Genomic DNA, 16,376 nt, shown 5'->3' with positions numbered 1-16,376 from the left:
AATGAAAAAACCTATTCTTTCTATAAATATATAGGAAAGGATAGCGTTTTTTTATGTCTATTCTTGTATCTGATGAATTACAATTATTTGCTTAAGAATTTTAAAGATTGTTATCTCCAAATATCTTACGAGAGATTACTAGGGATGTTGGTTTTGTGCAACAAACAGATAGGTACCAAGCAAGTATTTAGTTACTTTATATGCTTGGATGAGTCAAAATACCACTAAAACTTCTTTCACATGTATGGAATGTACGGTTTTTTATCCACAAGCTGTTCTTTATCAAGCTCAGCATGATGATCACCATTAACATTATGGTTGAAAGTATACAATATGGTATGGCAGAACCGAGAGTGTTGGAAGTACTACGAGAACTGTTGGACATTATTAATAAGCGACAATAAAAATTTTTTCCTGAACGCAAGAGGAGTTTTTTATTGGGAATAGTAAGGATGAGGGGAGGTGCATTACATATGGGAAAAGGTAGAAGTAATAATGCAGGTAAAAAGCAACCAAATTTCGATGATTCATCTAATTTCGCTAAACAAAGCCAACCGACAGAAAAGAAGAAGAAATAAAAAAAAGGATCTCTCTATATCAAGAGAGATCCTTTTTTACTATATTGACGTTTTAGCACAACAGATCGAGTGTTCAATTGAATAGTCATAACTGTGCAAGGTTTAAACTCCTGCTTCCACTACTGTGGAAGCTTTTCTAAATGATGTGCAATATCAATATACATATTTGAATAAACCGAATGTATTTCATTACTTGGCGTTGCGTTAGAAGAGAAATGAACGATTACCATATTTGCTTTCGGATCGATGTAAAGTGTTTGTCCGTAACTACCTAACACTTCGAAAGCACCTTGTTCATTGTGGGGAATCCACCATTGATTATGATAAGAAATAGAAGCGCCAATACTAATTTCAAGTTCACCTTCTTGTACATTTTTTACACTTTCTGTAATAGAAGAAGGGAGAATTTGTTTTCCGTTATATTCCCCGTTGTTTAATAGTAATTGCCCGAATCTCGCCATATCTCTAGCAGTTGCATTTAAGCCAGCGCTTGCTTGTTCTATTTTCATTTCATCTGTAACGTAATACGCGTTTTCTTCCATACCAATTTGAGACCAAATTCGTTCGCTTACATTTTCAGCTAGTGATTTACCAGTAATAGTTCTAATAATCCAAGCAAGCGTTTCTGTTGATCCGTTATTGTAAGAAAAGGAAGAACCAGGCGGTGCAGTTTCTTCGGCTTCCCGTAACATATCATAAATTTTCATCGGACCGTCGTAATTTTTGCCGCGGGGTAAAATATTGCTAGCTAAATATAATTGTGCATCTTGATTTTCTAGCCCAGGTTGCTCATATCCATGAGTAGGATATTCAGCTGAAACTTGCATGTCCATTAATTGCTGAAGTGTGGCATTACCGAACGGTGTGTTTTTTAATTCTTTTATGTAAGTGTCAGCTGTTTTTTCTAAGTCAATACGTTTTTCTTCAGCGAGAGATTGTATAATTGCCCCGGTAAAGACTTTTGCTAATGATGCCATACCATGAGGTTCATTCTGTTTATACTCATTGAAATATCGTTCATAAACAAGTTGTCCATTATGTACAACGACAAAAGCATCTGTTTTGTTATCGTCTAAAAGTTTTTTTAGAGGAGTTGTATTTCCGAATCTACGCTCCACAGCAAAATCATCTAAGTTTTGCAATGCGGAAGGGAAGTGAGCAATTTGGTCAGGATTGTTTTTTACGTTATTAACTAAAGTGAATTCTTTCATATGGGTATATGACCAACGTAAGTAAGGGTCATTTAACCAGTTTTCTTTTGTCACATTATGTTTTGATGGGGTCGTTTTATTATGTTTGAAGTAAGTAAATCCAAGCCCTGTAATTACAAATATGAATGTTAGTATAAGTAAGAGTAGGGGAGATTTTTTTAGTTTCATATATGGTCCTCCTTTTTATTTCTACTATAAGTATACGCTCGTCTTGAAAGAAATACAAAATAAGGAAAGTAAACGGGGAAGTTTACTTTCCTTATTAACGTTAAGCGGAAATTTTTCCGTCTGTAGGTTGTTTCTTGAATTTTTGTTTTCGTCCGTGTAATCCGTAATATAAAAGTAAAGTGAACGCAACGATAATAGCTGCGATAAAATACATATTATGATAACTGGATTTCGCTGCGACAATACCTAAAATGAAAGAACCAAAACCAATACCACTATCAAAGAATGAGAAATACGTAGCTGTCGCAGAACCACGTCTATGGTTTGGAGCGGCAGAAATCGCAATCGTTTGGAAACTCGGAATTAATGTCCCGTAACCTAAACCGATTAGCATACCTGCGCCAAGGAACCAAAATGAAGTTTGTGCTTGGCTTAATATGAACATTCCGATTGTGAAAATAATGATTGCAGGGTAAACGAGTACATTTTCACCGAAGCGATCAAAAATCTTTCCTGTAAATGGACGAGAAATGACAACAACAAGTGCGTATACAATAAAGAAGTAACTTGCAATTTCACTTAAACCGAGTTCTTTCGCATAAATAGGAATAAAGGATAAAATACCACTATAAGAAAAGGCTAAAACAAATCCTGTAAGTGCAATCGGAATAGAAGATGGTTCGATTAAGTCTTTCCATTTCATTTTTTCACGTTTTTGTTTGCTAACAGGTGCTTCGTGAGGAATATCGACAAGTAGCCCTAATAAAAATGCAAGTAATGAAAATACGGAACAAACGATAAATAACACAGTAAACGAAAAATGAGAAATAATTGTTAAACCTAAAAAAGGACCAATTACCATTGGCAGACTCATAAATACGCCGAAATATGCAAGTGCTTCGCCTCGTCGATGAGCTGGCGCAACATCAGTTACAATCGTACCAGTAGCTGTCGTTGCCATCCCGAACCCAATACCGTGTAAGAAGCGAAGGGCAAGTAATAAGAATAAACTTTGCGCACCGAAATACATAACAGTAGCGGCTAAAAATAATGAAAGTGAAATAAATAATATTTTCTTTCTTCCTAAATCATCGAGCCATTTTCCTGTGAATGGTCTACATAAAACAGAAGAAATAAGAAACACAGTTGCAACTAAACCAATTTCCTCAGGTTTTCCTTTTAGGCCGTCTATTACATAGACAGGCAGAGTAGTCATAAGCATGTAAAATGTTAAGAAGAGAAATAGACTACTAAAACAAGTTCCGAGGAAATCCTTCGTCCAAAGTTTCTCACTTTGCATCGTCATCCCTCCAATTTAATCTAAATTTTTAATAATTTGTTGTAACATTTGAAATGCTTGATGTAAATCATCTTCGTTAATACCTTCTAGCGTTTTTTCTTCGAAAGTGTCAACTTCTTCTTGCCATACTGGAATCATCTTTATCGCTGTTTCGGATAAAGAAATAAGCTTCTCGCGGCGATCTTTACCTTCTGTACGAATAATCCATCCCATCGTTTCCATACGTGTTAACGTACGAGTCATCGTTGGTGATTCAACATTTAAATACTGGCATAATTCTGTTTGCGTACAAGAACCAGTTTGATTAATGCGGAAAATAACAGCCCATTGCGCACTAAATAACCCTGTTGGAGATACACGTTCATTAAATTTCTTCGTAAACTTTCGAGAAGTCTGGCTGACGATGTGAAAAAAATGTTGTTTTTCGTCCATGTATTTTGATCCTTTCAAATTAGTTACCTAGCTAACTATATACTTTTTTATAATAATTGTCTAGTAATAGACATGTTGATTTATGTAAAAAATTCTTATAGGTTTTATGTTGCGAACGTATATTCTACGTGCTATTCTTTAATTAAGTAAAGAATTTTCTTTCTATTAAATAGAATGGGGGAACTTGTGATGATTAAGCCTGCAACAATGGAGTTTGTTTCACTATCGAACGGAGAAACGATTGCATATCAGGAAGTTGGAAGGCGAAATACAGATATTCTTGTACTCATTCACGGGAACATGACATCGTCACAACATTGGGATTTAGTCATTGAAAAGTTGCAAGATCAATACCATATTTACGCTCTTGATTTAAGAGGGTTTGGACAATCAACGTATAATCAGTCCATAGATTCATTACAAGACTTTGTAGAAGATATAAAATTATTTATCGACGAGTTAAAGCTAGAGAAATTCTCATTAATGGGCTGGTCAATGGGCGGTGGCGTTGCGATGCAATTTACAGCGAACCACCCAACTTTTGTAGAAAAGTTAATTTTAGTAGAATCAGTAGGAATGAAAGGATACCCAATCTTTAAAAAAGATACGAATGGGCAGCCGATTGTATCAAGTTTAGTAAAGACGAAAGAAGAAATTGCGCAAGATCCAGTACAAATCGCTCCAGTATTAGACGCGATAAAAAATATGAACAAACTATATTACCGTACAGTATGGAATCTATTAATATATACACATAATCAACCTGAACCGGACCGTTATGAAAAGTATTTAGATGATATGTTAACGCAACGTAATTTCGTAGATGTGAATTATGCGCTCATTACATTTAATATTTCAGATGAACATAACGGGGTTGTAGGGGGAAGTAAGCAAATTCATCGTATTAAAGCGCCAACACTCGTCATACAAGGTGATAGAGATTATGTCGTACCGCAAGTAGTCGGTGAGGAATTAGCGAAACATTTGCCAAATGCAGAGTTGAAGGTATTAGAAGATTGCGGACACTCGCCGTTTATTGATTGTTTAGATGTATTTATAAAACATGTAGAGGATTGGTTAGAACAGAAATAATCCCCGAAATGAGAAGTGTTGCATATACTATAACATTTGTATGTATAAGGGGAGATTATCAATGCATAAACCATCCTTAATCGCTTATTCGCCATATAATCATCATATCTATACAAAAATAATGATAGATCCGATGTATATGCAAGTTTCACCAGCTGTAGTTCCTTTACAGATGCAGCAGCCACTAACAGCTCATATGCAACATTACTTATATGGACCTTCATTTTATGAAAATCCATATTTTAAACACTTTCATTACAATGTGAAAGCGCAAGTTTGGGAAGGATAGGAAGCTAAAAGGTTCATTCTTTTAGCTTCTTTTTTATTATGAATATTCGTACACGCATTTGCAGAAACAGTTTATAATGAAAAGTGGAAGCGTGAGAAGGAGAGGGAAAGGGATGTCAATGCGTTTTACTTTTTGGATTATGGTTGGGATTGTAGCAATCTCGGGTTTGTCACAAGGAATGCTCTTACCTGCCATTGCAATGATTTTTGAACAAGAAGGGGTTAGTTCAAGTATTAACGGTATTCATGCAACGGCATTATACATTGGGATATTAGTTATTTCGCCGTTTCTTGAAAAACCGATGCAAAGGTTTGGAATGAAGCCAATTATCGTTATAGGTGGGTTTCTCGTTATTATTTCATTATTCTTTTTTACACAAACATTTTCGTTTTGGGTATGGTTTATCCTTAGATTTCTAGTTGGAGTCGGAGATCATATGCTGCATGTCGGAACACAAACATGGATCACGACAACATCAGACCCAAGTAAAATAGGGAGACAAGTATCGATATACGGTGTATTCTTCGGAATTGGTTTTGCTGTTGGTCCGTATTTAGCAAGCACTGTGCAGTACGGTCTTGCAACACCATTTATTATATCTACTATACTTTGTTTAATAGGTTGGCTTTTACTACTTCCAACAAAAAATGCATTCCCAGCGCAAGATGAAAGAGAAGTGAAGAGTGAATCATCATTTTCTCGTTATAAACAAGTTGTTGGATTAGGATGGATTGCGTTACTAGGACCACTTGCATATGGCGTACTTGAGGCGATGTTAAATAGTAACTTACCAGTATACGCGCTTCGTAAAGGGTGGTCTGTTTCAGATGTATCCTTCTTATTACCAGCATTTGCAGTTGGGGGTATTATTACACAAATTCCGCTCGGTATATTGAGTGATAAATACGGAAGGGATCGTATATTAACGTGGACGTTTAGCATAAGTACGGGCATTTTTCTACTTGCCGCCGTATTTGATCAATATTACTGGATCGTCTTTGCCTGCATGCTTTTAGCGGGTATGGTTATTGGATCGTGCTTCTCTTTAGGGCTTGGATTTATGACTGATTTATTACCGAGACACTTACTACCAGCAGGTAATATATTATCCGGAATCGCTTTTAGTTTAGGAAGTATTATGGGACCTGTATTAGGCGGCGTATTTATAGAAAAAATACAGTATACAAGCTTTTTTATTGCGGTTATGATTATAATGGGAATTCTCGCAATGTTATATATGGTCTACATGAAAAATCAATTCGCATCAAGAAAAATAGAAAGTAGGTTAGGGCATGACAAAACAACCTAATAAAAAGAAATTTGAAGTACTTGAAAATGAAACAATTACAGACTGCTTAGCACGTATGGAACAAGAAGGCTACGCTCCGTCTCGTCGTATGGAAGAGCCAATCTTTCATGAAGTAAAGAAAGACGGCAAAACAGTAGTTGAGCCGTGCGGTAGGAAGATTGTTTTTGAAGGGAAATTGAAGTAATCCAATAACAAATTCTCTTTATAGTATAGAGCCATCCAATAGTTGGGTGGCTTGTTTTTTTATTAATCAATGAAGGAATTGAATAGAATGAATCTCTCGTTCATTTCTCCTAATTGGCTTCTTTATATGGGGCAAAAGATTGCTACTTTTTTCGTATATTGGTAAAATAAGTTCTTGGGTCTTACTTATTGTTATCGGTATAATGTTTGTCGCTTGAATGAAAGAAATTAGTTACAAAAATTTCGCACTATGCAAAGGGGTACAGCAACGATCCCTTTTTTGGAGGCACCTTAAACATAAAGCGAGAGAAGAGGCTATATGAACGATTCTCCTATCTTGTTTAAATATTAAACGAGTTATTGCAATTGGAATAGGTATATCAAACTAGTCGACATCCTGATGGATTATGTTTTTCTAGTAATCTATTACTTCTGATGGAATCGATAGATTGCTAGAAAGCGGAAAACAATTATTAGTATATTCCGAAGCAGGTGTAACAGAGTGTCCTTCCATAATTAAGGGTAAAACCAAAATACGTTTTTTTAAAGAATGATTTGTTAGAACAGGTTATAAGGAATAAAACAGAAAAGAGGATCACATGTTAGATACTTTACAGAGAAGTAAAAAGTTTTTTTTAGTATGTCTTATTTTTTTAGTGCTTTTAACCGCTTGTGGTAATACTGATGTTAAGACATCTAAAGCTTCATTACCACCGGCTGAATCCAATATAGATACATCATTAAAAGCACCAAATTGGGTAGAGAAAAGTCCTATCCAACAGTCTCCTAATTTTACGGAAGATAAAAAAGTACAATCGGTTGTGAATTTAATAGCTACGGGTGATAATTTATATCATGACGCAGTAATTAAAGATGGCAAACAAAAAGACGGTTCATATGATTATAATTATATTTATGAAAATATCAAAAAAGCTGTTAAATCAAGTGATCTTGCTATCGTGAACCAGGAGACTCCAATTGCAGGAAATAATCTAAAAGTACAGGGATATCCGACTTTCAATACACCTGAAGAAGTAGGACAATCTTTAGTGGACACTGGATTCAATATAGTGACTCAAGCGACAAATCATGCTATGGATATGGGTATTAAAGGTGTTGCGAATACAAGAGAATACTGGAAGAAATATCCGGATGTTATCCCAGTAGGCATGAATGAGAGTCAAAACGAGCGTAATGAAATAAAAACGATTACAAAAAATGGTATTCGCTTTGCGTTACTAAATTATACATATGGTACGAATGGAATTAAAATTCCGGCTGATAAGTCTTGGGCTTTAAATTTAATTGATAAAAAAGCGATACAAAATGATGTGGAAAAGGCAAAGAGTAGCTCTGATATGGTGATTGTTATGGTGCATTGGGGAGTAGAATATACCTCAACACCTTCAAAGCAACAAAAAGAAGTTGCTCAATATTTAACAGATTTAGGTGTAGATGTAGTAATTGGAAATCATCCACATGTAATTCAACCAATTGAGTGGAAACAAAATAAAGAGGGACATGAAACGCTAATCTATTATTCTCTTGGAAATCTTATTTCTGCGCAAGAAAAATTAGAAACATTGGTTGGAGGATTATCTTATGTACAATTTGTTAAGTATGAAGATAAAACTTTTGGTATACGACAAGCGGCAATCGTACCGACAGTAACCGACTACGCTGATGGTAAGAAACAATTTAAAATTCAATTTTTAAAAGATTATTCGGATGAAGATTCTAAAAAACATGGAATTAAAAAATTTGTCGGCCCCGTTTCTTTGAAGGATTTTAAGGAGATTCCTAGAGACGTGTTGGGAAATTGGTATAAAGACTAATAAACAAAAAGGGAATGAGATACAATTAAAAAATTTATAATTTTAGCATTGGTATTGGCAATGGGATGGAGTCTTGCTGCTTGTAGTGGAAAGCAAACATCTCAGGAAACTACTAATAATAACGATAAAAATAAAAAAGAGATACATGCGAATAAAAAAGATGTTTTACCTATCTCTGATCCTAATGATTGGAGAATTATTCTTGTAAATAGAGAGCATATGTTATCAAAGGAACTAGGAATTGAATTAACAAGTATTACCCAAAATGCTAAGCCGAATATGAAAATAGATAGTAGAATTGCAACTTCCTATCAGGATATGGTAGCAGCTGCAAAAAAAGAGGGAATCAATCTTTATTTAAGATCAGGTTATCGAGCTATAAAATTACAACAAAATTATTATGATGCTTCAGTTAAAAGCTATAAATCTCAAGGTTTGTCGGATAAAGAGGCTAGTGCTAAGGCATTGGAATATCTTCAGTATCCTGGTGCAAGTGAACATCATACTGGATTAGCGTTAGACATTATTTCAGTTGAATGGCAGAATACTGTAGAAGATTTAAATGCAAAATTTGAAACTACCGATGCATTCAAATGGTTAGATAAGAATGCTGCAGAGTATGGATTTATTCTCCGCTATCCAAAAGATAAAGAGAATATTACTGGCATTAAGTATGAGCCATGGCACTATCGTTATGTAGGAAAAGAAGTTGCTGTTTATCTAAAAGAAAAAGGGTTAACTTTAGAAGAATATAACGAAAAAATTAAGTCTGGTAAGTAAAAATATGCTTTAATTTTATTAAACATTATGCACTGCTACAGGAAAAGGTGAATCTGAGGATGTGTTAACCTTCCGCCTAGTATTGTAAAAACTGAGTATGATAATTTGAGCACGTATGAACCAGTTATCGTGTAAAAAGATGTATGTATTAAGAAATTAAAGTTAAGGATCTGATATTCATATCAGATCCTTTTTCTATCGTTCTTTTAAGAGCGACTGAGCCAAAATATTGGAATGAATATAGAAACAAAACAGCCCAAGGAATAGTATAACGAATCAGGGAGTCTACTCGTACGCTTCATTGGGATTATCCAGAAATAGTTGTTGATGAAATAAGAAAGAACTGGTCTTACTCTCAAGCAAGGATTTAATACGAATGAATTGGATAAAAGGTAATAATAAAAAACACTGCGCCTGGCAGTGTTTTTTATTATTTCTGCACATAAATACATAGTCATATTGATTCAAGTTTCACTTTATTGAAGAAAAATGCGAAAGCCATTCATAAAATATGGAAATGTTAAAATCCCTTTGATAAAATAGCAATATGTAAAAATAATTATTTGTTAATTCTTAATGTAATGAATATTCATGTTTAAATATACGAATTTAACTACATAGTTATTGTGCTAAAGGGGGAGAAAGATGTTAGATGAATTGTACAATGCTTTTTTAAATGCGTCTGGTTTTACAGAAAGTGCGAGGAAACGAGATCGGTATGATGATTTACATGATTATTTAAAAGATAAAGAAAGAGAGTTAAAGCACTTCATTCAAGAGGCTGAATCAGCAAAGAGAGAGTATGAGAGTAAAAGTAATGGTTTAGAAGCTAATAAAATTCCAGCAGTTGAATTTGAACAAAAACGTCATGAAAAGGATGAAGAATTACATACATTAGTATCCTATTTTAAAAGTGCATTAAGCGATATTGGATCTGCAAAAAGTACAGCTTATGCAAAGTATTTGGAATATAAAGCGAAAGCAGAATCGGAGAAAGCGTCAGCATACGCTGCAGCGACCAAGGCTTTTGAAGAAAAGAAAAAGGAATTTGAAAAACTTATCCATTAAGCATACAAAGAATGGAGGGAACTAACATGAGTGGTAAAGAGGTTGAAATTATAGGAAGTAACACTGCAAGTGCCATTTCTTACGCACAAAACATTGAAAATGGTATGAAGGATTCTTTAAACCAAGCGAAAGACTTAAAAGCATATGTCACAGGTGCGAAATGGAATGGAAAAACGAGAGATGCATTTTTAAGTTATCTTGATTTGATCATTCAATATAATTCAGAAATGGTAGAGGCATTTGAAGGACATACGAAAGCTTTGAAAGAGTTAGATAAAAGCATTCAAACGTACGGAGATAAATCGGAAGTAAGGGCGATAAAACAACTGTGATGGAGAAACGAGGGATAAAAGAATGGGGAAAGAAATGAGTTTTGCACCTGCTGAATTATATGTTCTCGCAGGTGCAGCTGGGGTTACCGATATATTTGGATTGCCAAACCGTGACGCAATTATTTTACTTGATGCAGAATGTGTCACGAAAGCAACTACGAGTTTAAAAGAAAAAGGCCTACTTACAAGTGAAAATGGAATTACCCCTGCAGCTTTTCAAATAATTGAACTATTAAAGGAATATGAAAATTGTCATGAATACACGAGAATGAATAATGTATTAATTGGCTTTTTAAAAGAGGATAAAGACCGTGTGGCTGTATTAACAGAAATAGAACCAAATAAAAAATACGAGATCGACTACATACCAAAGCCGGACGTATATTTTTCATTATTAACACGCATTCCTTTCTTATTGAGAGAACCGAGGGAAATAGAAGATACATTTTTCTCAAAGAGAATGACAGAGGCAGAACAACAAACATTTGAGGAAAAAGATTTATCAAATAAAGACGTTATAGCGATAGAAACGTATACGAGGCCTCGAAGTAATAGAGGAGGAAAATGGGAATGTTTCTTATATTTTACTGAAGGAGAAGATTTCGTTCAAATCGATGTAGATCGTAATCGATATGACTGGGTGAGCCTCTATGCGGTTAATAAGAAATTGTATGACGTGTTAAAAATGCCATATAAAAAGTTAATTGACCCGAGACAATTCTCGTTAGGAGGTATTCAATAATGCAAGTATCAATGGGAGATAGTGGTTCTGGTGGTGGAGAAGAAGTATTAGTTAATTTTCAAGAACTACTTGATATAGTAATGAAGTTAGAAAATATATATAAAATCCATGTAGACGTCATTGGAACGAATATTGAGAGTTTATTAAGCTGTGATTTTTATCAAAAAGGTGAAGCGATGAGAGTAATTGAAAAATATCCTGATATATTACACAAAACACTAGAATTGGCTGAACACTATTCTAGGTCAGCGACAGTTGTAGGAAATGTATGTGTAGAAATGCTTGAAAAGGACGAACAATTACGTGAAATATTAAGTAAGTTGTAGAAATCACCATACGGCTGGGGGGATGAAAACGAGATGGATGTGAAATATAGACCTGAACCATGGCAAAACATGGGGGATGGTATGAATCGAATTACAAAAGATGCACTCATGAAATTACGGGAAGCAAATGAATCATTAAAAAGAATTGATGGAAGAATACGAGATTTAGACTCGGATGGTAGTATCCATTTTAATCCTAAAGATCAATCGCAAAAAATCGGGGAATTACTTGATAGTTATTCGACATTACAAAAATATTGCGGAGAAGCAGGGCGATTAGTCTCTGAACATATAGATAAACCTTTTTTAGTAGAAATGGATAAATTCGCTCAAAAAATGAGAGATACATCTATTCTCAGTTTTGAAACAAATAACCGAATTGGCTCTACAACAACGACAGTATTACCAGGTGCGCATGCAGGCTACGGAAGTGTACCACAAACAATACAGAAGAAGAAAGATAAAATAACAGTAGAAGATATTTTTAGAGATTCACCTGCATTTGATAACGTACTGAGAGGGGAATACAAAGAACTAAAAAAACAAAATCCGGATGCAAAATTAAATTATGAAGAATACAAGAAAGTAGTCCCATCCACACGAGGATTTGAATACAAATCGATAGAAGATGAACAGAAAAAACTAGAAATGGTGCGAGACATAGGAATAGGCGTAGGAATCATCATCACAACAATCCTTTGTCCACCACTCGGGGCCGCTGCCGCAGTAGTATACGGAGGTGTACAAATAAAAAGCGGTATCGACGGAGAAGACTGGGGAACACACCGGAAATTGAGCCAAGAAGAGCGGGTAGGAAACATCATTTTTGGTGGATTAGACGCAATCCCAGTTGTTGGAGCAGTAGGAAAAGGAGTAAAAGCATTCAAAGGGACGAGTGAATTAGCTGATTTAGCCAAATTATTAAAATTCAAAGAAGGAATGCCTGGTTTTAATCCAAATTTGGGTAAAAATGTGGTACAATCGCTTAAGGAAAATAAGACTTTAAAAAATGCACTAGATGCTATGAAAAATACTCCTATTCCAGTAGCAGTTAGGACGGTGGATACTGGAATAGGAATGAAGCTTCCTTATATAGAATCTTCAACTGTTGGAGAAGTAGCTGGAAAGTTTTCAAAGGCAAGTACGGCAGCTAAGGATGATGCTTATCAACTTGCTAAGGGTAGTGGTGGTTCAGGAGTTAGTAAGGAAGGTAGTGTGGCTAAGGGTACGGGTGAAACTCCTAAGATAACTGAAATAAAAGAGAAAGATCTTGGGAAGCACATTATTAAAGGGAAAAATGGAAGGAAAGAACTTGCGCCAAACGTGCGTTATGTTACCGAGGATGGTTATAAATATACAACAGATGAGCTTGGTAGAATAGTAGATGTTGAGGCAGGAGAATTAATACTTCAAAAAGGAAAACGAAACACAGGAATGCAAGTGGCTGCAGGAAGAGAAGATAGATTGCCGGATGATGATGGTGGGCATTTGATAGGGACGCAATTCCATGGATCCGGTGACATTGATAATTTAGTCGCTCAAAATAAACAGATTAATCGGTCAGGTGGAGAATGGTATAACATGGAGAAAGAATGGGCTAATGCATTAGGTGGAAAGCCTCCTAAAAAAGTGACAGTAAAGATTGAACCAGTATATAGTGGGCAATCAATGAGACCAAATTCGTTCATGGTAGAATATCAAATTCAAGGGAAGAAACCGGTTATACGTGAAATTTTAAATAAAGCAGGAGGTAAATAATATGTCATTTGAAAATGAATTAAATAAACTTTATCGTAAAATTGCTGAAAAGATAAACGATATGATACCTGTTGAATGGGAAGAGTTTTACTTCAATGGTGAGGTGAAAGATGGGGAAGGAGGAGTTTATTTTTTCTATACAACCTTAGATGAAAAACAAGAATATAAATATTCACACTATATACCTAGAATGTATAATGTTGATAGAAAAATTTATAATCAATTTCTGCACGAATTATTTGATTTGACAGTTCAATTACAACAAGTATTTATTGATAATCAACAAGAGGCATGGTTTTCAGTTACAATGATTGTGAATGGTGAAGGGAAATTAACAGTTCGGTTTAGTTATGTTAACTGGAATGATTCAGAATTTGGACCTTCAGATAGAATTGAATATTTTGAGTATAAATATTTAAATAGAGAACTAACAGATGAAATAGACAAAGAACTGATGGCAAGAATGAAAAAGTATGAAGAAGAGCGGTCTTAATATAAAAAACATAGTGATTTTGTAAGTATTATAACCACATACATGAATAAAAAACAAAGTATATGTGAAGTAGACAGGAAAAATAATAGTGTGTTTGAAAATACGTACACCATGATGATTGTATCACCATGGTGTACAATGTGCATGAAACTAGCGAACTCGTACAAACTCGTAAGTTTTAACGTAGTAGTTGTTACCACATATAAAAGGTGTCATACTGTTACTACAAAACTTACAAATTTATGCTGCTTAAAAACAGATGAAACTTAAAGCACTTGATTGTCTATTTGAGGCAACAAGTGCTTTTTGCGTTTTAGCGTAGAAATAATGTGGTACAATCGCTTAAGGAAAATAATCTATTAAAAAATTTAAAAATACAAGGCTGGAAAACCGTAGATAAGATTAATGATGCGGACTACTTCATTAAAGGTCTAGTAGCCAAAGGTGTGGACTGACCACGAATAATAAAGTTGTTTAAAAAATCGTACAGAATTGAAATTTAATACCATCTTTTGAGTTTCTCGTATAATAAAAGGAATAATGTTTCGATATCTGTGGTTAGTTAATAAAAGGGAATGAGGTTTTGGGAGTGAAAATACCGCCACATATTACAGGTTTGAAAGCAATACATTTAAATTCCCATAATGAAAATGAAACAAAGAGAATATTTTATGATGTATTGAGGACATGTAAATTCAAAATAGTAGAATGGATACAACCACACTATCCCAAAAATTTTTTTGAAGTGATAGTGATAATAGACGATAAGGAATTTATTATTTTATTGCATGAGTTTTATCCTTTCTTAGCTTTTGCGGATAAAAATGTAGAAGGAAAAATTATTTTTAGTTTTATTGATATGCCCATATTAGAAAGTGAATTTGAAGCGTACTATCAAGTTTTGTCGAAAGCTTATTTAGAAAAGCCTTTTATACCTAGGGAACACAACTTAACAGAAGAATTAAAAGATGCTAAATATTGGCGACCAGAAAATATCGGTGAAGTAATTTTTAATGTTTGGGATTGAATATTAAAGGGGTGATTATTAATTATTAGCTATCCAGAAATTAAACACTTTTATTATTCACTTAAATGAAAAAGTGCAACAAATAAAACTTATTTTTAAACAACTTTAATAACCTCGTACCAAATTAACAGGCAGAAGGTTATTGCATTTCTAGACACAAAATTAAACAACTTGATTATCACTGCACATGAACTCCGTATCCCTATTCGTTAAAGGTGTAGAAATACTGCCAGATGGAAGTGTCGCTAGAACTGGAACGAACTATAGCGGGAAATTCCAAGAAGCCCATGATGCCTCAAAGGCGAGTATTCAGAGTAGGATCTCGAATTTGGAGAGTGGTGGGGTTAAGGGTACGGGTAAAGGTAGTAAGGGAGTAAGTGAATCTAATTTAAAAAATATAGACGAATTTATTAATGGAAGTAAGAATTTTGATGACGTTATAAATGACTATGCAAAAGTATATAAAGAACATGTGGAATCTAATAGACCATGGTCTTGGGACGATAATATTCCAGGTGGAGATAGTTTATCTTCATCTCAAAGAAGAAAGATAAAAGAAATGGCTATATCAAAAGGTCATATTCCAAAAATAACTGTAAATAAAGTAGAAGGTATGAGATATGGATTTGCTGATTTTGCTAGTGCGAATCTAGTTAAGGAAACAGTTCATCTGCCTGAAGAGTTTTGGAAGTTGTCAGATAAACACCAATTTAAATGGTTAGATGAACAAATTGGTGGAACTCAAAAAGGAATGACTTGGCATCATACCGAAGTGCCTGGTAAGATGGAATTAGTTCCATTTGGCATTCATAATATCACACCTCATAATGGTGGAAGAACAAAAGGTATGTGGGCAGATGCTCCAAGATAACATAAAATTGAGGAGGTATAAGTATTATGGAAATTAAAGATGGTTCTGTAATTTATCCAGTACCAGACGATACTTTGTTATCTGAGAAAGAAAGGAAATGGAGAATTAAATTACCTAGTGCATATAAAGAATTTATTAAAAAGAATAATGGAGCTGTTCCGATAAAAGATAGTTTCGTCTGTAATAATCATAGTTATGTTATTGATAGGTTTTTGTGTATACTAAAAGTTACTGGCCAAAGTGATGATGAATTTTATGATATTGGGGTTGTTAGAACTCAGTTAGAAGAGAGAATTGTTTCTGATGAAGATTTAGTAGGGGTAGAATTATTGCCAATAGCAGTTTTATTTGCAGGTGATTTTGTATGTTTAGACTACCGAGGGAATAACGAAGAACCTTCTGTATGTGTTTGGAATCATGAAGAGTCTGCAGATTTAGAACCCGTGACGTATTTTGCGAGTAATAATTTTGAAGAGTTTCTAAAAGTTCTAGCTGAATAAACTGAGAAGCATTAGATGCGGGATTTGATTCTTGCATCTAATGCTTTTTATTTTAGTTTATTAATAAATTTTTAAAGTGTTT

At 34.4% G+C, this 16,376-nt stretch carries 18 protein-coding genes and 1 pseudogene; 16 read left to right on the top strand and 3 right to left on the bottom strand.

Annotation, left to right across the window (positions count from 1 at the left end; translation table 11 throughout):
- Nucleotides 1–107 precede the first annotated feature (107 nt).
- Nucleotides 108–256: pseudogene (locus CN409_RS32725) on the top strand (IS4 family transposase); the annotation flags it as partial.
- A 441-nt stretch (nucleotides 257–697) separates the two neighbouring features.
- On the opposite strand, the gene CN409_RS02105 reads toward CN409_RS32725, so the two are convergent.
- The 3 genes from CN409_RS02105 to CN409_RS02095 all read right to left on the bottom strand — a co-directional run bounded on the left by CN409_RS02105 (nucleotide 698) and on the right by CN409_RS02095 (nucleotide 3,689).
- Entirely contained in the window at nucleotides 698–1,957 is a 1,260-nt protein-coding gene (locus tag CN409_RS02105) for a serine hydrolase domain-containing protein (RefSeq protein WP_000768730.1), read from the bottom strand.
- Nucleotides 1,958–2,057: 100 nt separating this feature from the next.
- Nucleotides 2,058–3,257, bottom strand: coding sequence for an MFS transporter (locus CN409_RS02100; RefSeq protein ID WP_001190320.1), 1,200 nt, complete (start codon nucleotides 3,255–3,257; stop codon nucleotides 2,058–2,060).
- Nucleotides 3,258–3,272: 15 nt separating this feature from the next.
- On the bottom strand, nucleotides 3,273–3,689 hold the full coding sequence (locus CN409_RS02095; RefSeq protein ID WP_000343679.1) for a MarR family winged helix-turn-helix transcriptional regulator: 417 nt from the start codon (nucleotides 3,687–3,689) through the stop codon (nucleotides 3,273–3,275).
- 189 nt (nucleotides 3,690–3,878) lie between these two features.
- Here CN409_RS02095 and phaZ point away from each other — a divergent pair, with 189 nt between their 5' ends.
- The 15 genes from phaZ to CN409_RS02015 all read left to right on the top strand — a co-directional run bounded on the left by phaZ (nucleotide 3,879) and on the right by CN409_RS02015 (nucleotide 16,294).
- Entirely contained in the window at nucleotides 3,879–4,781 is a 903-nt protein-coding gene (phaZ, locus tag CN409_RS02090) for an intracellular short-chain-length polyhydroxyalkanoate depolymerase (RefSeq protein WP_000594885.1), read from the top strand.
- 61 nt (nucleotides 4,782–4,842) lie between these two features.
- A complete protein-coding gene (locus tag CN409_RS02085; protein WP_000549500.1) occupies nucleotides 4,843–5,070 on the top strand; it encodes a hypothetical protein in 228 nt (75 codons plus the stop codon).
- A 112-nt stretch (nucleotides 5,071–5,182) separates the two neighbouring features.
- Nucleotides 5,183–6,379, top strand: coding sequence for an MFS transporter (locus tag CN409_RS02080; RefSeq protein ID WP_000062798.1), 1,197 nt, complete (start codon nucleotides 5,183–5,185; stop codon nucleotides 6,377–6,379).
- The gene (locus tag CN409_RS02075; RefSeq protein ID WP_000166303.1) at nucleotides 6,363–6,563 is read left to right on the top strand and encodes an NETI motif-containing protein; all 201 of its coding nucleotides are present in this window, start codon (nucleotides 6,363–6,365) and stop codon (nucleotides 6,561–6,563) included. The genes CN409_RS02080 and CN409_RS02075 overlap by 17 nt, the downstream gene beginning before the upstream one ends.
- Before the next feature lie 598 nt (nucleotides 6,564–7,161).
- Complete coding sequence (locus CN409_RS02070; RefSeq protein ID WP_079245762.1) at nucleotides 7,162–8,397, top strand: CapA family protein; 1,236 nt, start codon at nucleotides 7,162–7,164, stop codon at nucleotides 8,395–8,397.
- A gap of 48 nt (nucleotides 8,398–8,445) precedes the next feature.
- Entirely contained in the window at nucleotides 8,446–9,177 is a 732-nt protein-coding gene (locus CN409_RS02065) for a M15 family metallopeptidase (RefSeq protein WP_086396891.1), read from the top strand.
- A gap of 645 nt (nucleotides 9,178–9,822) precedes the next feature.
- Nucleotides 9,823–10,245, top strand: a complete 423-nt coding sequence (locus CN409_RS02060; RefSeq protein ID WP_065845331.1) for a hypothetical protein — start codon at nucleotides 9,823–9,825, stop codon at nucleotides 10,243–10,245.
- Nucleotides 10,246–10,271: 26 nt separating this feature from the next.
- Nucleotides 10,272–10,577: a WXG100 family type VII secretion target gene (locus CN409_RS02055; RefSeq protein WP_000014535.1), complete on the top strand. Its 306-nt coding sequence runs from the start codon at nucleotides 10,272–10,274 to the stop codon at nucleotides 10,575–10,577.
- 22 nt (nucleotides 10,578–10,599) lie between these two features.
- On the top strand, nucleotides 10,600–11,319 hold the full coding sequence (locus tag CN409_RS02050; RefSeq protein ID WP_000514121.1) for a DUF5081 family protein: 720 nt from the start codon (nucleotides 10,600–10,602) through the stop codon (nucleotides 11,317–11,319).
- The gene (locus tag CN409_RS02045; RefSeq protein WP_001198201.1) at nucleotides 11,319–11,645 is read left to right on the top strand and encodes a hypothetical protein; all 327 of its coding nucleotides are present in this window, start codon (nucleotides 11,319–11,321) and stop codon (nucleotides 11,643–11,645) included. Before CN409_RS02050 ends, CN409_RS02045 begins: the two co-directional genes overlap by 1 nt.
- 33 nt (nucleotides 11,646–11,678) lie before the next feature.
- The gene (locus tag CN409_RS02040; protein WP_086396888.1) at nucleotides 11,679–13,403 is read left to right on the top strand and encodes a DNA/RNA non-specific endonuclease; all 1,725 of its coding nucleotides are present in this window, start codon (nucleotides 11,679–11,681) and stop codon (nucleotides 13,401–13,403) included.
- Nucleotide 13,404: 1 nt separating this feature from the next.
- A complete protein-coding gene (locus CN409_RS02035) occupies nucleotides 13,405–13,896 on the top strand; it encodes an immunity protein YezG family protein (RefSeq protein WP_000007322.1) in 492 nt (163 codons plus the stop codon).
- 589 nt (nucleotides 13,897–14,485) lie between these two features.
- Nucleotides 14,486–14,923: a hypothetical protein gene (locus tag CN409_RS02025; protein ID WP_000701307.1), complete on the top strand. Its 438-nt coding sequence runs from the start codon at nucleotides 14,486–14,488 to the stop codon at nucleotides 14,921–14,923.
- 187 nt (nucleotides 14,924–15,110) lie between these two features.
- Nucleotides 15,111–15,794, top strand: coding sequence for an HNH endonuclease (locus tag CN409_RS02020; RefSeq protein ID WP_086390670.1), 684 nt, complete (start codon nucleotides 15,111–15,113; stop codon nucleotides 15,792–15,794).
- Between the two features lie 26 nt (nucleotides 15,795–15,820).
- Nucleotides 15,821–16,294 carry an SMI1/KNR4 family protein gene (locus CN409_RS02015; protein WP_086390669.1) on the top strand — a complete coding sequence of 158 codons (474 nt, stop codon included), beginning with the start codon at nucleotides 15,821–15,823 and terminating at the stop codon, nucleotides 16,292–16,294.
- Nucleotides 16,295–16,376: the final 82 nt, after the last annotated feature.

Origin of the sequence: Bacillus sp. AFS012607 (assembly GCF_002558005.1) — a bacterium.
Classification (GTDB): Bacteria; Bacillota; Bacilli; order Bacillales; family Bacillaceae_G; genus Bacillus_A; species Bacillus_A thuringiensis_S.
The sequence above is the reverse complement of the archived record's forward strand: the minus strand, read 5'-3'. Positions and strand labels throughout refer to the sequence as shown.

Excerpts from the sequence above, each read along its gene's own strand:
- CN409_RS02035 (WP_000007322.1), top strand. The coding sequence starts at position 13,405 with ATGTCATTTGAAAATGAATTAAATAAACTTTATCGTAAAATTGCTGAA.
- CN409_RS02055 (WP_000014535.1), top strand. The coding sequence starts at position 10,272 with ATGAGTGGTAAAGAGGTTGAAATTATAGGAAGTAACACTGCAAGTGCC.
- CN409_RS02100 (WP_001190320.1), bottom strand. The coding sequence starts at position 3,257 with ATGCAAAGTGAGAAACTTTGGACGAAGGATTTCCTCGGAACTTGTTTT.
- CN409_RS02045 (WP_001198201.1), top strand. The coding sequence starts at position 11,319 with ATGCAAGTATCAATGGGAGATAGTGGTTCTGGTGGTGGAGAAGAAGTA.
- CN409_RS02105 (WP_000768730.1), bottom strand. The coding sequence starts at position 1,957 with ATGAAACTAAAAAAATCTCCCCTACTCTTACTTATACTAACATTCATA.
- CN409_RS02060 (WP_065845331.1), top strand. The coding sequence starts at position 9,823 with ATGTTAGATGAATTGTACAATGCTTTTTTAAATGCGTCTGGTTTTACA.
- CN409_RS02040 (WP_086396888.1), top strand. The coding sequence starts at position 11,679 with ATGGATGTGAAATATAGACCTGAACCATGGCAAAACATGGGGGATGGT.
- CN409_RS02080 (WP_000062798.1), top strand. The coding sequence starts at position 5,183 with ATGTCAATGCGTTTTACTTTTTGGATTATGGTTGGGATTGTAGCAATC.
- CN409_RS02095 (WP_000343679.1), bottom strand. The coding sequence starts at position 3,689 with ATGGACGAAAAACAACATTTTTTTCACATCGTCAGCCAGACTTCTCGA.
- CN409_RS02075 (WP_000166303.1), top strand. The coding sequence starts at position 6,363 with ATGACAAAACAACCTAATAAAAAGAAATTTGAAGTACTTGAAAATGAA.
- CN409_RS02020 (WP_086390670.1), top strand. The coding sequence starts at position 15,111 with ATGAACTCCGTATCCCTATTCGTTAAAGGTGTAGAAATACTGCCAGAT.
- CN409_RS02050 (WP_000514121.1), top strand. The coding sequence starts at position 10,600 with ATGGGGAAAGAAATGAGTTTTGCACCTGCTGAATTATATGTTCTCGCA.
- phaZ (WP_000594885.1), top strand. The coding sequence starts at position 3,879 with ATGATTAAGCCTGCAACAATGGAGTTTGTTTCACTATCGAACGGAGAA.
- CN409_RS02070 (WP_079245762.1), top strand. The coding sequence starts at position 7,162 with ATGTTAGATACTTTACAGAGAAGTAAAAAGTTTTTTTTAGTATGTCTT.
- CN409_RS02015 (WP_086390669.1), top strand. The coding sequence starts at position 15,821 with ATGGAAATTAAAGATGGTTCTGTAATTTATCCAGTACCAGACGATACT.
- CN409_RS02085 (WP_000549500.1), top strand. The coding sequence starts at position 4,843 with ATGCATAAACCATCCTTAATCGCTTATTCGCCATATAATCATCATATC.